Genomic DNA, 14254 nt, shown 5'->3' with positions numbered 1-14254 from the left:
GTCACAGGTCCATGTAGACATGCCGCTCTGCCTGTGCGCCCGGATGGGTGACGGCGCCCTTGTAGGTCTCGCCGACAAGCTGGGCGTATTTCCACAGCGCGCCCGAGGCGTAGATCGTCTCGCGCGGGCCGGGCCAGTCCGCCTTGCGGCGGGCCAGCTCGTCATCCGGCAGATCAACCGACAATTCGCCCTTGATTGCGTCGATGGTGATCACGTCGCCCGTCCGGATCAACGCGATGGGCCCGCAATGCGCGGCCTCGGGGCCGACATGGCCGACGCAGAAGCCGCGCGTCGCGCCCGAAAAGCGGCCGTCGGTGATCAGCGCGACCTTCTTGCCCATGCCCTGACCCGACAGTGCGGCGGTGGTCGACAGCATCTCGCGCATGCCGGGGCCGCCGGCGGGGCCCTCGTTGCGGATGACGATCACCTCGCCTTCCTCGTAGCCCCGCGCCTTGACGGCCTCGAACGCGTCCTCTTCGCATTCGAAGACGCGTGCCGGGCCGGTGAACACCTGGTTTTCAGGTGCGATGCCGGCGACCTTCACGATCGCCCCGGTGGGCGCGAGATTGCCCTTGAGGCCCACGACACCACCTGATCGCGTGATCGGGGTGTCGATGGGATAGATGACGCGGCCATCGGCCTCGCGCGTGATCAGGTCCAGCTCTTCGCCGATGCTGCGGCCCGACGCGGTCACGCAATCCTCGTGGATCAGGCCCGCCTTGCGCAGCTCCTTCATCACCACGGGGATGCCGCCCGCGTCGTAGAGATCCTTGGCGACATACGCGCCGCCCGGTTTCAGATCGACGAAATAGGGCGTGTCGCGGAAAATGTCGCAGACATCTTCCAGGAAAAAGTCGATCCCCGCCTCATGCGCGATCGCCGGCAGGTGCAACCCGGCATTCGTGGACCCGCCGGTGCAGGCGACGACCCGCGCGGCGTTCTGCAGGGATTTCAGCGTCACCACGTCGCGCGCACGGATGTTCTTGTCCAGCAGGTCCATGACGGCCCGCCCCGAGGCATCGGCGTATTGATCGCGGCTCTCGTAGGGCGCGGGCATGCCCGACGAATTCATCAGCGCCAGCCCGATCGCCTCGGATACGCAGGCCATGGTGTTGGCGGTGAACTGCCCGCCACAGGCGCCCGCCGACGGGCAGGCCACGCGTTCCAGCGCATCGAGGGCCGCGTCGGACATCTGCTTGTTCTGGTGCCAGCCGACCGCCTCGAACATGTCCTGCACGGTCAGGTCGCGGCTGCGGAACTCTTCGGGGATATCGTCGATCTGCGGCGCCTTGCCCGGCAGGATCGATCCGCCATAGATGAAGACCGACGGCACGTTGAGCCGCACCATCGCCATCATCATGCCCGGCAGGGATTTGTCGCAACCCGCCAGCCCGACCAGCGCGTCATAGCAATGCCCGCGCATCGTCAGTTCGACCGTGTCGGCGATCGCCTCGCGCGACGCAAGGCTCGACCGCATGCCTTCGTGGCCCATGGCGATGCCGTCGGTCACGGTGATGGTCGTGAACTCGCGCGGGCTGCCATGCGCCTCCTTGACGCCGCCCTTGACCGCCTGTGCCTGGCGGTTGAGCGAGATGTTGCAGGGCGCGGCCTCGTTCCAGCAGGTCGCGACGCCGACCAGAGGCTGATGGATCTCCTCCTCGGTCATGCCCATGGCGTAGTAATAGGATCGGTGGGGCGCGCGGGCGGCGCCTTCGGTGACATACCGGCTGGGCAGTTTGGACTTGTCGAACTTGGTCATCTGTGGCCTCCCGAAACTTGCTGCCATTCGGTCTAGGCCAGTGCCGTGCGCGGAGCAAGCCGATTGCAACGCGCGGGGTGGCGCACTAGCTTGACCGACATGCGATATGATGCTCACGAAATTCTCGTTGCGCCCGCGCGCAGCTCTGCCGGACTGAAACGCCTGATCGGTGGTGTGCTGCTGCTGGTGCCGCTGTTTCTGGTGCTGAGTTTCGGCTACGCGGCACTGCTGCCGGTGCTGTTTGGCCCCGAAGGCTGGGCGCAGGTGCGGGGCGGCGTGGGACAGGCCAGCACACCGGCAGGTGTGCTGATCAACCTTCTGACCTTCGGGCTGTTGATCGTGGCGCTCGGGGTGGTGGTGCGGATCGTGCATCGGCGCGATCTGGGCACGCTGATCGGTTCGGTGCCCATGGCGGTCCGGCAGTTCGGGCGCGCGCTTGGGGCGATGGCGATATTGTACGGTGTCGTCGCACTGATCCCGATGCCCGACAGCGTCGCGCCGACGCCCAATGTCGACATGGGGACATGGGCCCTGTTCCTTGTGCCCGCGCTTTTCGCGCTGTTCCTTCAGGTCTTCGCGGAAGAGCTGATCTTTCGCGGCTACCTGCAAAGCCAGCTGGCCGCGCGCTTCGTGTCGCCGGTCATCTGGCTGGTCGTCCCATCGGTCGCCTTTGCCCTGCTGCATTTCGATGCCACGAGCTATGGCGGCAATGCGTGGATCGTCGTGGTCTGGGCGGCCGGATTCGGCATCGTGGCGGGCGATCTGACGGCGCGGTTCGGCACGCTGGGACCGGCGACCGCGCTACATCTGATCAACAATTTCAGCGCCATCCTGATCGCCGCGCCACAGGGGCAATTCGACGGTCTGGCGCTTTATTCCTATCCCTTCGCCATCGACGATACCCGCGCGATCATGGCGATCCTGCCGGTCGATCTGCTGGTCCTCGTCTGCGGCTGGCTGGCCATCCGCGTGGCCCTGCGCGGCTGATTGCATTTCCCGCGCACCCCCCTTATTTGAATTGGATCGTTTCCAAGGCAGGGACCCGCCCGATGAACTGGATCACCAATTACGTGCGCCCGCGGATCAACTCGATCTTTTCGCGCCGCGAAATTCCGGAAAACCTGTGGTCCAAATGCGATGACTGCGGCACGATGCTGTTTCACCGCGAGCTTTCGGGCAATCTGAATGTCTGCACGAATTGCGGTCACCACATGCCTATCAATCCGCGTGCCCGGTTCGCGGCGCTGTTCGACGGCGGCCTCTTTGCCGATGTCCCGGTCCCGGCGCCCACGCCCGATCCGTTGCATTTCCGCGACCAGAAGAAATATCCCGACCGGCTGCGCGCCGCGCAGAAGGAAACCGGCGAGAAAGAGGCGATGCTGGTCGCCACCGGCGAGATCGGTCGAACGCCCGTTGTGGCCGCGGCGCAGGATTTCTCGTTCATGGCCGGGTCGATGGGCATGTATGTGGGCAATGCGATCATCGCCGCCGCCGAAGAGGCGGTCAAGCTCAAGCGCCCGCTGATCCTGTTTTCCGCCGCCGGTGGCGCGCGCATGCAGGAAGGCATCCTGTCGCTGATGCAGATGCCGCGCACCACCGTCGCCGTGCAGATGCTGCGCGAGGCCAAGCTGCCGTATATCGTGGTACTCACGCATCCCACGACCGGCGGGGTCACGGCCTCTTACGCGATGCTGGGCGATGTGCAGATCGCCGAGCCGGGCGCGCTGATCTGCTTTGCCGGTCCGCGCGTCATCGAACAGACCATCCGCGAAACGCTGCCCGAGGGGTTCCAGCGCGCCGAATACCTGCTTGAACACGGGATGCTGGACCGGGTGACGCGCCGCACCGAGATGCGCGACGAACTGATCACCATCGTCCGGATGCTGATGCGGCTGCCGCCCGGCGTTAAGGGGGATCTGCCCGCGCCCGATAGAGCGCCAGAGGCAACGCAACCTGTCACGCCAGAGGCCGCGCCAGAGACACCCGGCAAAGACACGCCCGAGACATGAACGCCCCGACATCCGACCTCATCCTCGAGCGGATGATGGCGCTGCACCCCAAGATCATCGACCTCACGCTGGATCGGGTCTGGCGCCTGCTCGATGCCCTGGGAAATCCGCAAAACGACCTGCCGCCCGTGATCCATATCGCCGGGACCAACGGCAAGGGCAGCACGCTGGCCATGATCCGCGCCGGGCTGGAGGCCGCGGGGCATACCTGCCACGCCTATACCTCGCCGCATCTGGCCCGCTTCCACGAGCGTATCCGGCTGAATGGCAATCTGATATCCGAGGCTCATCTGACGGCCATTCTCGACGAGTGCCACGCCGTCAACGGCGACGCGCCGATCACCTATTTCGAGATCACCACATGCGCCGCCATTCTTGCCATGGCGCGACAGCCCGCCGATTACGCGCTGCTCGAGGTGGGGCTGGGCGGCCGCCTGGACGCGACCAACGTGATCGACCGGCCCGCGATCACAGTGATCACGCCCATCTCCATGGATCACGAGGCGTATCTGGGCGACACGCTGGCCGCGATCGCCGGCGAAAAGGCGGGCATCGTCAAGCGTGGCGTGCCCTGCATCGTCGGCCCGCAAGCCGATGCGGCGATGGAGGTGGTCGAGGCCGCCGCAACCCGCCTTGGCGCGCCGCTGCTGGCCCATGGTCAGCACTGGCACGTCATGCAAGAACGCGGGCGACTGGTCTACCAGGACGAGACCGGGCTGCGCGATCTGCCGCTGCCGAACCTGCCGGGGCATCACCAGATCGAGAACGCGGGCGCCGCCCTGGCCGTGCTGCGCCACCTCGACGCGGGTGACGTGGCCTGCGAGGCGGCCGTGACCCGCGCGGTCTGGCCCGCGCGCATGCAGCGGCTGGCCTCTGGGCCGCTGATCGACGCGGCCCCCGAGGCCGAGATCTGGCTGGATGGCGGGCACAACGTGGCCGCGGGGCGGGCGCTGGCGCGGCATCTGGCAACCATGCCGACGCGGGCGACGCATCTTGTCTGCGGAATGCTGAACACCAAGGATGTAACGGGGTATCTGGGCCCACTGGCGGCGGTGGCCGACAGCCTGACCGCCGTGTCGATCCCCGGAGAGACCAACACCCTTCCGGCCGAAATTACCGCGGCTGCCGCGCGTGATGTCGGCCTGCGCGCGCAGACCGCCGATACCGTGCTTGCGGCCGTGACGCGGATCGCCGCCACCGATCACGCGGCACGCGTGCTCATTTGTGGCTCGCTTTACCTGGCGGGCGGCGTTCTGCGCGAGAACGGCTGAAGGGCGGCAATGCGCCCGTCAGATCGTCTGATCGTAATCGCCAATGGCCGGCTCGGTGCGGATGACCGCGTCGAGGTCGTGGAAAATCGCACGCATCTCCGCCTCGCTTTCGCCGCTTTCGCACACCACCACGAGGTTGGGGGTATTGGACGACGCACGCACGAGGCCCCACGACCCGTTGTCGAGCATCACGCGCGCGCCATTGACCGTCACCACCTCCTTGATGGGGCGGCCCGCGACGGTCTCTCCGGCCTCATGCTTGGCGATGAGCCTGCCCACGATCCGGTCGAGGGCCTGATACTTCTCGCCGTCAGCGCAGAAGGGCGACATCGTGGGCGTGCCCCACGTGCGTGGCAGCGCCCGGCGCAGGTCCGACATCGACATGTCCGGATTGCGGTCCATCAGCTTGCAGATTTCCACGGCCACCCGCATGCCGCAATCGTATCCGCGCCCCACGGGTTCTGCGAGAAAGTAATGCCCCGATTTCTCGAATCCCGCCAGCGCGCCCAGTTCCTTGACGCGGCGCTTCATGTGGCTGTGCCCGGTCTTCCAGTAATCCGCGGTCACGCCGTTCTTCTTCAATTCCGGATCGCTGGCGAACAGCCCTGTCGATTTCACATCGGCGACAAAGGTCGAGTTCGGGTAGAGCTTGCTAAGGTCGCGTGCCATGATCACGCCCATCTTGTCGGCGAAAATCTCTTCGCCCTCGTCATCGACAACGCCGCAGCGGTCGCCGTCACCGTCGAAGCCAAGCGCGAAATCGGCCCCCGTCGCGCGCACGCTTTCGGCCATGTCGTGCAGCATTTCCATCGCTTCGGGGTTCGGGTTGTAATGCGGGAAGGTGTAATCGAGCGTGTTGTGCGACGGCACAACCTCGACGCCGATGCGCTCGAACAATTCGGGGGCAAAGGCACTGGCCGTGCCATTGCCGGTCGCACAGACGACACGCAGTTTGCGGGTCATCCGGAAATCGCCCGCCAGATCGTCGAGATAGGCCTCGCGCACACCATCGACGAATTCATACGCCCCGCCCGGATGCGGCGCGCCGCGTCCCTGCAACACGATGTCGCGCAGCTCTGCCATCTCGTCGGGGCCGTGGGTCAGCGGGCGTTCGAACCCCATCTTGACTCCGGTCCAGCCGTTGGGATTGTGCGATGCGGTGACCATGGCGACTGCCGGCACATCCAGGTGGAACTGCGCGAAATAGGCCATGGGCGACAGCGCCGGCCCGATATCGCGAACGGTTATTCCGGCCTGCATCAGGCCAAGGATGAGCGCATTCTTGATGCTCAGAGAATAGTCGCGGTAATCGTTGCCGACGACGATCTCGGGCCGGATGCCGCGTGTGCGGATCTGTGTGCCAAGGCCGAGGCCAAGCGCGGTTATCCCGGGCAGGTTGATCTCGTCAGGGTATTTCCAGCGCGCGTCATACTCGCGAAAACCGGTTGGCACGATCATCGCGTCCCGCAGGAAATCCCATGTGTTGGGGGTGACGGTCGGCAGTGGCTTGGTCATCGAATTACTCATTTCCGGTTGTATCTCTGGGCACCGCTATTGGCAAAACGTGACACGGGTGTAAAGCGCCTGCACCCCGCACGGGCCGGCGCGGGCCTTGTGACGCGAGCGGACCAGCGGCATCGCGCCGACCCAAAGCCGGTCAGGCGCGGTCTCGGGTGTCAGGACGAGACCTGCTCGCGTAGGATCGACGCCGTGAGCGAGATCATCAGGTATATGCCCGAGAAGATCAGCAGCGCGAGGAGCGTGTTTTCGAAGACCTTGGGATAGCTTGGGTCCTGCGAGGGCAGGGGGCGCACGCTGACGGTCAGATAGCGCACCTGCTTGTTGGCCTCGATCTGGGACTGCCGCCGGGTTTCCAGCGCGGATTGCAACACGAGGTCGGCGGTTGCCAGATCGGCCTGCGCCATCTGGATCGCGGCGGTCTTGGATGCCAGCGAACGCTCCCCCTCGGTGGCTTCGGTCAGCCGTGATTTCTGGCGCTGAAGTTCGGCGCGCAAGACCTCGATCTCGCTTTTCAGCGCGTCCACGCGGGCGTCGTTGGGGCGTGGATTGTTCATCTGCAAGCTCAGGTTCAGCTCTTTTTCCTGCAACTGCAATTCGACCGAGTTCACCAGGCTGCGGATGCTGGCGATTTCGCCCTCCGGGTCGAGGATGCTGCTTTCCTGCAACGCGACGAGCTGCTGTTGCGCCTCGCGCCGTTCCTGCTTGGCCTGCTCCAGGCTTTCCGTGGCGGTCTTGACAGCATCTTGCCGTTTTTCCTGGCTCAGGGCGTCCACGCGTTCCTCGGCATAGGCGATCAGCCGCCGCGAGAATTCGGCACTCACCTGCGGATCGGCGGTCGATACCTCCATCCGGATGACCCCTTCGGTCGGATCATAGCCGAGTTTTACGTATTTGCTGTAGAGGGCATAGGCGTCTTCGTTCGACGCGTCGGGGTCCAGCCGTTGCAAGGGGTCGATCCACGGCTGGCTGAAATGCGCGCGAAAGCCGACATCGTCGTCAAGCCGCAGCATCGCATCCTTGGATTCGAGGTATTCCTGGGTCGCGATCGCGTCCTGTCCGGTGGCGAACTGGCTGGGCAGAAGACCGCCAAGACCGCCGCCGCCGGCCCCGCCGCCATCGGCCGACAGGATCAGGAATGCGGATTTCGTGGTATACATCGGCGTGGCGATCGCCGCGTAGTAATAGCCCACGACCACGGTCGGCAGGATGACAAAAGCCATCAGGCGCGACACAAGCAGCGCCAGCTTGCGCCGGCGCCGCTTGGCGATGTCGCGCTGGATTTCCGAGACGTCCCTTGCGCGCCGGTCCGCGGGGCTGAGTTCGGTCGAGGGCAGGGTGCGCGCGCCGTCCGGCACGATCTGCGGCAGTTTCGGGCGCCCTTCGGCCTGTGACGAGTCGCGCGATCCACCCGTCTTCGCCACCAGTTCGACAATCGTGGCGCGTTGGAACGGATCGACGTCGCGCGCGCGCAACAGCCGCACCGCATCGTGATCCGAGACCGGGGACAGACCGTACTTTTGCGCCGTGCGCCGCGCCAGCCGAAGCTCGCGTGCGCTCAGCTCTTCGGCGCGGATGTCTTCGATTTCATCGGCGGCCTGTCGGTCCTGCCCGGGCGCCGCGCCGGTGTCTCGCGCGGATGTGCCCCCGTCACGTTCGGAGACGTTGCCGGACACGTGATCCCGCGAGGGGCGGACCGACGCGTCGCGCCGGATGCGGAATTTTCTAACCCTGGGTTTCATAGTCATAAAGCGCTTTTGCCTCTTCCAAGGTGTCGAACATGTAGAGTTGCCCGCCCATCAGCACCGCCGCCGACCGTGCGAATTTCTCCAGCGTGCGGGGATCGTGCGACACGATGACGATGGTGGTCGTGCGCAGACGCTCGCGCAGGATATCGCCCGCCTTGCGGTTGAAGTCCACATCGGTCGAACCGGGCATGCCCTCGTCGATCAGGTAGATGTCGAAATCGAGGGCAAGCATCAGGGCAAAGCTGAACCGCGCGCGCATGCCCGACGAATACGTGCCGATGGGTTGATCGAAATATTCGTCGAGATTGCAAAGCCACCTGCAATACGCTTCGATATAGTCGGGATCGAGGCCGTAGAGCCGCGCGATGTAGCGCGCATTTTCCAACGCGGACAGCCGGCTGATGACGCCGCCCATGAAACCCAGTGGAAACGAGACACGGCAGCCGCGGCGGATCACCCCCTCATCGGGCTTTTCCAGCCCGGCCATCATGTTGATCAGGGTGGTCTTGCCTGTCCCGTTCGGCGCGAGAATCCCGAGGCTGTGACCGAGATCCACCCGGAACGACACGCGGTCGAGGATCACCTTGTGCTGTGTGCCCGTCCAGAAGGACTTGCTGACGGTATCGAATTCGATCATCGCGTTGTCCCGATCACGCGCGGGTCCGTGCCACATCGGACGACCGCAGGTCAATGTCTGGTTACAACCTCCGTCATGCCCGACACAAATACAACATACCGTTTACACGCGGGATAATTCCGTCGGATAAAGCTTGAAATCGGTCCGGTCCCGACCGGGCGTTGCCGGGATGTAACGACGCGTTTCCACGGCAGGGCCGCCGGCACGCCGAAATTGCCTTGGCCGCGCCGCCGGGTTAAGGGACCCCAAGCACGCGAGCGCGAGGACCATGCGATGAGCCGGATCTGCCATATCGAGTTGAACGATGCCAACCTGCCGCCGCCCACGCCCGAGATCGAGCAGGAGCGCAAGGTCGCGATGTACGACCTGATCGAGGAGAACAGCTTTGTCCTGCCGCCCCGAGACGACCGCGTCGTGCCGGACGGCCCCTACCGGGTGGGCCTGTCGATTCGCGAAAAGCGGCTGGTCTTCGATATCCGGACAGAGGATAGCGACCCGGCGGCGGAATTTCATTTGTCGCTCAGCCCGTTCCGGCAGGTGGTCAAGGATTACTGGGCGATCTGCGCCAGCTATTTCGACGCCGTGAAGAACATGCCGCCCAGCCAGATCGAGACCATCGACATGGCCCGGCGCGGCATCCACAACGAGGGCGCGCGCATTCTGGTCGAGCGGCTGGAGGGCAAGGCGGAGATCGACAGCGACACCGCGCGGCGTCTCTTCACGCTGATCTGCGTGCTGCATCACGGGGGCTGACAGGATGCCCGTGGCGCTGCCGCAATCGGTGCTGTTCTGCTGCGATCACAACGCTGTCCGCTCGCCGATGGCCGAAGGGATCATGAAGAAATTCTACGGCACCGATACCTACGTGCAGTCAGCCGGCGTCAAGAGCGACATGGAGATCGACGGGTTCTCGGTCGCGGTGTGCCGCGAGATCGACGTGGAACTGGAGCGTCACCGCGTGCGCAGTTTCGACGAGATGGAGCAATGGGGCGACGACCTGTCGTCATTTGACCTGATCGTGGCGCTCAGCCCCGCCAGCCAGCGACGGGTGCTCGACCTGACGCGGTATTTTCACCTCGATGTCGTGTACTGGCCGATCCTCGACCCGACCGGGCTGGCGCAGACGCGGGCCGCGCGGCTCGAGGCGTATCGCAAGACCCGCGATCAGATCATCGGGCATCTGATCGATTATTGGGGATCGCCAACGGAGGACATATGAGGGACAGCATCCGAAACGATCGCAGATGGCAGGTGGGGGCATGATCCGGGTCGTGCGCCTGACGGGCGAGGATCTCGCCGCCGCGCTGCCGGAGGTGGCCCGGCTGCGGATCGAGGTGTTCCGCGCGTTTCCCTATCTCTACGACGGTGATCTGGCCTACGAGGAGGAGTACCTGCAGGTCTACCGTGACAGCGACGCGGCGATCGTCGTGGGTGCGTTTGATGGTGACCGCCTGATTGGCGCGGCCACTGGCACCCCGATGGAGGATCACGCGGACGAGTTCGGCGCGGCCCTCCAAGGCACCGGGCTGGCGCTGGAGCGGATCTTCTATTGCGCCGAAAGCGTGCTTTTGCGCGACTATCGCGGGCAGGGGATCGGGCACCGCTTCTTCGATCTGCGCGAGGAGCATGCGCGCACCCTCGGGCGGACGCATTGCGCCTTTTGCGGCGTGGTGCGCCCGGCGGATCATCCGCTGCGCCCCGAGGGCTACCGCCCGCTGGACGCCTTCTGGCGCAAGCGCGGCTACGCGCCTGTCGAGGGGGCCGTGGCGCAGTTCCGCTGGAAGGATATCGACCAGAGCCACGAGACCGACCACCCGCTGCAGTTCTGGATGCGGGCGCTCTGAAATGGCCGCCGGTTCGGTGGGCGGGCCGGGCAGGGGGGCGCTGCCCCCCGTCGCCGCGATGCGGCGCCCCCCAGGGGGTATTTCAGCCAAGAAGAAGCCGGATCGCCAGGTTGACAGCCGGGGCAGGTGGTGTATACGCGCGGTTTCATTGGTGTTGGTGGCCCCCGCAAGGGGACGCCTGTCGGCCGACCGGATATCGCCGGAACGCAGAGGACAACGCCCTTCGACATCACAGAAGGAGACCAGCCGTGACCAAACGCACGTCTGCCAAGTACAAGATCGACCGCCGCATGGGCGAAAACATCTGGGGCCGCCCCAAGTCGCCCGTCAATCGCCGTGAATACGGCCCCGGCCAGCACGGGCAGCGCCGCAAGGCGAAGATTTCCGATTTCGGTCTGCAGCTGCGCGCCAAGCAGAAGCTCAAGGGGTATTACGGCGACCTTACGGAAAAGCAGTTCCGCCGCATCTATGCCGAGGCCGAGCGCGTGCGGGGTGATACCGGCGAGCTTCTGATCGGTCTTCTGGAGCGTCGTCTGGACGCCGTGGTCTATCGCGCGAAGTTCGTGCCGACGATGTTCGCCGCGCGCCAGTTCGTGAATCACGGTCATGTCATGGTCAACGGCAAGCGCGTCAACATCCCGTCCTACCGGGTCAAGGAAGGCGACGTGATCGAGGTGCGCGAGAAGTCCAAGCAGATGGCCGTCCTGCTTGAGGCCACGCAGCTGGCCGAGCGCGACGTGCCCGACTATATCGAGGCGGACCATTCCAAGATGTCGGCCAGGTTCGTGCGCCAGCCCGGCCTGTCGGACGTGCCGTATCCGGTCATGATGGAACCGAACCTTGTCATCGAATTCTACGCGCAGAACTGAGCCGCGCGCTCGGGTCTGCGGATGCCGTGGCGCCTCGGCGCTGCGGCATTTTCTTTTGGTGCTGGTCAGGTCTGGACCGCAGGGCTAGAACCATTTGAAAGCATTGGGGGACGACATGAGCAGGATCACGCCACAGCCGGGTGTCATGGAGATCGCGCCGTATCAAGGGGGCGGCACGCGGGTCGATGGCGTGGCGAACGTGGTCAAGCTCAGCTCGAACGAAAACCCGTTCGGACCGGGCGACGCGGCCAAAGAGGCCTTTCGCAAGGCCGGATTCGAATTGCACCGCTATCCCTCGACCGATCATGCTGCGCTACGCGCCGCAATCGCCGAGATCCACGGGCTGGATCCCGCGCGGATCGTCTGCGGCGTTGGCAGCGACGAGATCATCGCGCTGTTATGTCAGGCCTATGCCGGTCCCGGTGCCGAGGTGATCCATACCGAGCACGGTTTCGCGATGTACCGCATCAGCGCGCTGGCCAACAGCGCGATCCCGGTCGAGGTGCCCGAACGCGACCGCGTGACGGACGTCGACGCGATCCTTGCCGCCTGCAACGATCGCACGCGGCTGGTCTTCATCGCCAATCCGAACAACCCGACGGGCACGATGGTGGGCGAGGCCGAACTGCGCCGTCTGGCCGAGGGCCTGCCCGATCAGGCCCTGCTGGTGATCGACGGGGCCTATGCCGAATATGTCGAGGGCTATGATGGCGGCGCAAGCCTTGTCGACAGCCACGACAACGTTGTGATGACGCGCACCTTTTCCAAGCTTTACGGGTTGGGGGGCTTGCGCGTCGGGTGGGGCTACGGGCCGGATCACGTGGTCGATGTGCTGGGGCGCGTGCGCGGGCCGTTCAACCTGAGCCACGCGGCGCAGGTCACCGCCGAGGCGGCGGTGCGCGATACTGGCTGGGCGCGGAAATGCCGCGCCGACAACACCCGCCTGCGCACCTGGCTTGCCGAGGCGCTGGCAGAGCATGGCGTGCCGTCGGACACCTCTCTGGCCAACTTCATTCTCGCGCGCTTCGGCGATCGGGCCGAGGCCGAGGCGTGTGACGAATATCTCAAGTCGCAAGGGCTGATCGTGCGGCGCGTGGCCGGTTACAACCTGCCCAACTGCCTGCGCATCACCGTGGGCGACGAGCCCGCCTGCCGCCGCGTGGCCTATGCGATCGGCCAGTTCAAGGGCGGCGCGCGATGAGCGTGATCTACGATCGCGTGGCGCTTATCGGATTGGGGCTGATCGCGTCCTCGATGGATCATGCGATCCGGCGTGCGGGTGTCGCGCGCGAGGTGACAGGATTTGCGCGATCAGCCGCCACACGCGATGTCGCCCGCGAGATCGGCCTGTGCGACCGGATCTGTGACAGCGCCGCCGAGGCCTGCGAGGGGGCCGATCTCGTGGTGCTGTGCGTCCCCGTCGGAGTCATGGGATCGGTGGCCGGGGAGATTTCCGGCGCGCTGAAGCCCGGCGCGACGCTGAGCGACGTCGGCTCTGTCAAGCGCGCGGTGATCGAGTCCGTGACACCGCACCTGCCATCGGGCGTGCATTTCGTGCCTGCGCATCCCCTCGCCGGGACCGAACATTCCGGTCCGCGCGCGGGCTTTGCCGAGTTGTTCGATAACCGCTGGTGCCTGATCGTGCCGCCCGAGGGCAGCGACCGCACCGCGGTGGACCGGCTTTCGGGGTTCTGGCAGGCGCTCGGCGCTTACACCGACGAGATGGATGCGGACCATCATGACCTTGTGCTTGCCGTCACCAGCCACGCGCCGCACCTCATTGCCTACACGATGGTCGGGGTCGCCGACGATCTGCGCCGCGTGACCGACAGTGAGGTCATCAAGTATTCCGCCGCCGGGTTTCGCGATTTCACCCGGATCGCTGCCTCTGATCCGGTGATGTGGCGCGACGTGTTTCTCAACAACCGCGAGGCGACGCTGGAAATCCTCGGACGGTTCACCGAAGAACTCTTTGCGCTGCAACGCGCAATCCGGACCGGCGATGGCGACCACCTGCACGCCTATTTCAGCCGGACGCGCGCCATTCGGCGCGGGATCATCGAGGCCGGACAGGACACGGATGCCCCCGATTTCGGACGGGTCAAGAAGGCGTGATGCGGTCAGGCCCGCGCGGGCCCCGGGCGTGTCAAATCGGTCGTGCCGCTTGTAATCCGTGGAACAAGCCTTATTCTGTCATGGTGTAAGGGGGACCGATCATGCCCAAACTCATACGACTTTACATCACGCAGGTTGCAATCGGATTCGGGATCGCTGGCGCGTTCGTCGCGATGCTGTTGTGGTTCAACGTCGCCAACCTCTGGCATCTCGTCACGCATACCGAGCAGGGCCTTCTGGCTGTCGCGATCCTGTGGTTCGCGAACGGGATCGTGTTTGCAGGGGTTCAATTCGGCATCGCCGTGATGCGAATGCAGAGCGATGACGATGAGACGCCGCGCGGTGGTCACCGTCAGCAGGTCATGCAGCGCGACTACCTCGCAATCCCGGTGCGCGCGGACGATGATCGCAAGCGGGCGTTCTGGCAGTCGCGCTGACGCCGATGCACCGGGTTCGGTGCGTGGCGTGATTGTCGGGTGAACAG

At 65.2% G+C, this 14254-nt stretch carries 14 protein-coding genes; 10 read left to right on the top strand and 4 right to left on the bottom strand.

Features of this window, described 5'->3' with window-relative positions:
* Window position 1: 1 nt before the first annotated feature.
* Window positions 2-1759: a dihydroxy-acid dehydratase gene (ilvD, locus tag ACROSR_RS14210; protein WP_432686161.1), complete on the bottom strand. Its 1758-nt coding sequence runs from the start codon at window positions 1757-1759 to the stop codon at window positions 2-4.
* 99 nt (window positions 1760-1858) lie between these two features.
* Between ilvD and ACROSR_RS14205 the strand changes: the two genes are divergently transcribed.
* The 3 genes from ACROSR_RS14205 (at window position 1859) to ACROSR_RS14195 (ending at window position 5039) form a co-directional block, all read left to right on the top strand.
* Complete coding sequence (locus tag ACROSR_RS14205; protein ID WP_432686159.1) at window positions 1859-2746, top strand: CPBP family intramembrane glutamic endopeptidase; 888 nt, start codon at window positions 1859-1861, stop codon at window positions 2744-2746.
* 62 nt (window positions 2747-2808) lie between these two features.
* Entirely contained in the window at window positions 2809-3768 is a 960-nt protein-coding gene (accD, locus tag ACROSR_RS14200; RefSeq protein WP_432686157.1) for an acetyl-CoA carboxylase, carboxyltransferase subunit beta, read from the top strand.
* Window positions 3765-5039: a bifunctional folylpolyglutamate synthase/dihydrofolate synthase gene (locus ACROSR_RS14195; RefSeq protein ID WP_432686155.1), complete on the top strand. Its 1275-nt coding sequence runs from the start codon at window positions 3765-3767 to the stop codon at window positions 5037-5039. Before accD ends, ACROSR_RS14195 begins: the two co-directional genes overlap by 4 nt.
* Before the next feature lie 18 nt (window positions 5040-5057).
* On the opposite strand, the gene ACROSR_RS14190 is transcribed toward ACROSR_RS14195, so the two are convergent.
* From ACROSR_RS14190 to ACROSR_RS14180, 3 genes are all read right to left on the bottom strand, one after another.
* On the bottom strand, window positions 5058-6554 hold the full coding sequence (locus tag ACROSR_RS14190; RefSeq protein ID WP_432686153.1) for a phosphomannomutase/phosphoglucomutase: 1497 nt from the start codon (window positions 6552-6554) through the stop codon (window positions 5058-5060).
* 161 nt (window positions 6555-6715) lie between these two features.
* Window positions 6716-8305: a KpsE/RkpR family capsule polysaccharide export protein gene (locus ACROSR_RS14185; RefSeq protein ID WP_432686151.1), complete on the bottom strand. Its 1590-nt coding sequence runs from the start codon at window positions 8303-8305 to the stop codon at window positions 6716-6718.
* Window positions 8283-8942 (bottom strand): ABC transporter ATP-binding protein, encoded by a 660-nt coding sequence (locus ACROSR_RS14180; RefSeq protein ID WP_432686149.1) that lies wholly within the window; start codon window positions 8940-8942, stop codon window positions 8283-8285. The genes ACROSR_RS14185 and ACROSR_RS14180 overlap by 23 nt, the downstream gene beginning before the upstream one ends.
* A gap of 273 nt (window positions 8943-9215) precedes the next feature.
* On the opposite strand from ACROSR_RS14180, the gene ACROSR_RS14175 reads away from it, so the two are divergent.
* The 7 genes from ACROSR_RS14175 to ACROSR_RS14145 all read left to right on the top strand — a co-directional run bounded on the left by ACROSR_RS14175 (window position 9216) and on the right by ACROSR_RS14145 (window position 14207).
* Entirely contained in the window at window positions 9216-9695 is a 480-nt protein-coding gene (locus ACROSR_RS14175; RefSeq protein ID WP_432686147.1) for a UPF0262 family protein, read from the top strand.
* 4 nt (window positions 9696-9699) lie between these two features.
* Complete coding sequence (locus ACROSR_RS14170; protein ID WP_432686145.1) at window positions 9700-10161, top strand: arsenate-mycothiol transferase ArsC; 462 nt, start codon at window positions 9700-9702, stop codon at window positions 10159-10161.
* A gap of 40 nt (window positions 10162-10201) precedes the next feature.
* Entirely contained in the window at window positions 10202-10786 is a 585-nt protein-coding gene (locus ACROSR_RS14165) for a GNAT family N-acetyltransferase (protein WP_432686143.1), read from the top strand.
* A 248-nt stretch (window positions 10787-11034) separates the two neighbouring features.
* Window positions 11035-11655, top strand: coding sequence for a 30S ribosomal protein S4 (rpsD, locus tag ACROSR_RS14160; RefSeq protein ID WP_432686141.1), 621 nt, complete (start codon window positions 11035-11037; stop codon window positions 11653-11655).
* 115 nt (window positions 11656-11770) lie between these two features.
* Window positions 11771-12856 carry a histidinol-phosphate transaminase gene (gene hisC / locus ACROSR_RS14155; protein ID WP_432686139.1) on the top strand — a complete coding sequence of 362 codons (1086 nt, stop codon included), beginning with the start codon at window positions 11771-11773 and terminating at the stop codon, window positions 12854-12856.
* Window positions 12853-13770 (top strand): prephenate/arogenate dehydrogenase family protein, encoded by a 918-nt coding sequence (locus ACROSR_RS14150; RefSeq protein WP_432686138.1) that lies wholly within the window; start codon window positions 12853-12855, stop codon window positions 13768-13770. The genes hisC and ACROSR_RS14150 overlap by 4 nt, the downstream gene beginning before the upstream one ends.
* Window positions 13771-13871: 101 nt before the next feature.
* The gene (locus tag ACROSR_RS14145; protein ID WP_432686136.1) at window positions 13872-14207 is read left to right on the top strand and encodes a hypothetical protein; all 336 of its coding nucleotides are present in this window, start codon (window positions 13872-13874) and stop codon (window positions 14205-14207) included.
* Window positions 14208-14254 lie beyond the last annotated feature (47 nt).

It is taken from the genome of Roseovarius tibetensis (assembly GCF_050896375.1).
Classification (GTDB): Bacteria; Pseudomonadota; Alphaproteobacteria; order Rhodobacterales; family Rhodobacteraceae; genus Roseovarius; species Roseovarius tibetensis.
Note: the sequence above shows the minus strand (reverse complement) of the source record. Positions and strands in the feature narration are given on the sequence as shown.

What these genes read in the sequence shown, in the direction of transcription:
- ACROSR_RS14195 (WP_432686155.1), top strand. Translation starts at nt 3,765, where the DNA reads ATGAACGCCCCGACATCCGACCTCATCCTCGAGCGGATGATGGCGCTG.
- ACROSR_RS14165 (WP_432686143.1), top strand. Translation starts at nt 10,202, where the DNA reads ATGATCCGGGTCGTGCGCCTGACGGGCGAGGATCTCGCCGCCGCGCTG.
- ilvD (WP_432686161.1), bottom strand. Translation starts at nt 1,759, where the DNA reads ATGACCAAGTTCGACAAGTCCAAACTGCCCAGCCGGTATGTCACCGAA.
- ACROSR_RS14145 (WP_432686136.1), top strand. Translation starts at nt 13,872, where the DNA reads ATGCCCAAACTCATACGACTTTACATCACGCAGGTTGCAATCGGATTC.
- ACROSR_RS14205 (WP_432686159.1), top strand. Translation starts at nt 1,859, where the DNA reads ATGCGATATGATGCTCACGAAATTCTCGTTGCGCCCGCGCGCAGCTCT.
- ACROSR_RS14185 (WP_432686151.1), bottom strand. Translation starts at nt 8,305, where the DNA reads ATGACTATGAAACCCAGGGTTAGAAAATTCCGCATCCGGCGCGACGCG.
- accD (WP_432686157.1), top strand. Translation starts at nt 2,809, where the DNA reads ATGAACTGGATCACCAATTACGTGCGCCCGCGGATCAACTCGATCTTT.
- ACROSR_RS14190 (WP_432686153.1), bottom strand. Translation starts at nt 6,554, where the DNA reads ATGACCAAGCCACTGCCGACCGTCACCCCCAACACATGGGATTTCCTG.
- ACROSR_RS14180 (WP_432686149.1), bottom strand. Translation starts at nt 8,942, where the DNA reads ATGATCGAATTCGATACCGTCAGCAAGTCCTTCTGGACGGGCACACAG.
- hisC (WP_432686139.1), top strand. Translation starts at nt 11,771, where the DNA reads ATGAGCAGGATCACGCCACAGCCGGGTGTCATGGAGATCGCGCCGTAT.
- ACROSR_RS14150 (WP_432686138.1), top strand. Translation starts at nt 12,853, where the DNA reads ATGAGCGTGATCTACGATCGCGTGGCGCTTATCGGATTGGGGCTGATC.
- ACROSR_RS14170 (WP_432686145.1), top strand. Translation starts at nt 9,700, where the DNA reads ATGCCCGTGGCGCTGCCGCAATCGGTGCTGTTCTGCTGCGATCACAAC.
- ACROSR_RS14175 (WP_432686147.1), top strand. Translation starts at nt 9,216, where the DNA reads ATGAGCCGGATCTGCCATATCGAGTTGAACGATGCCAACCTGCCGCCG.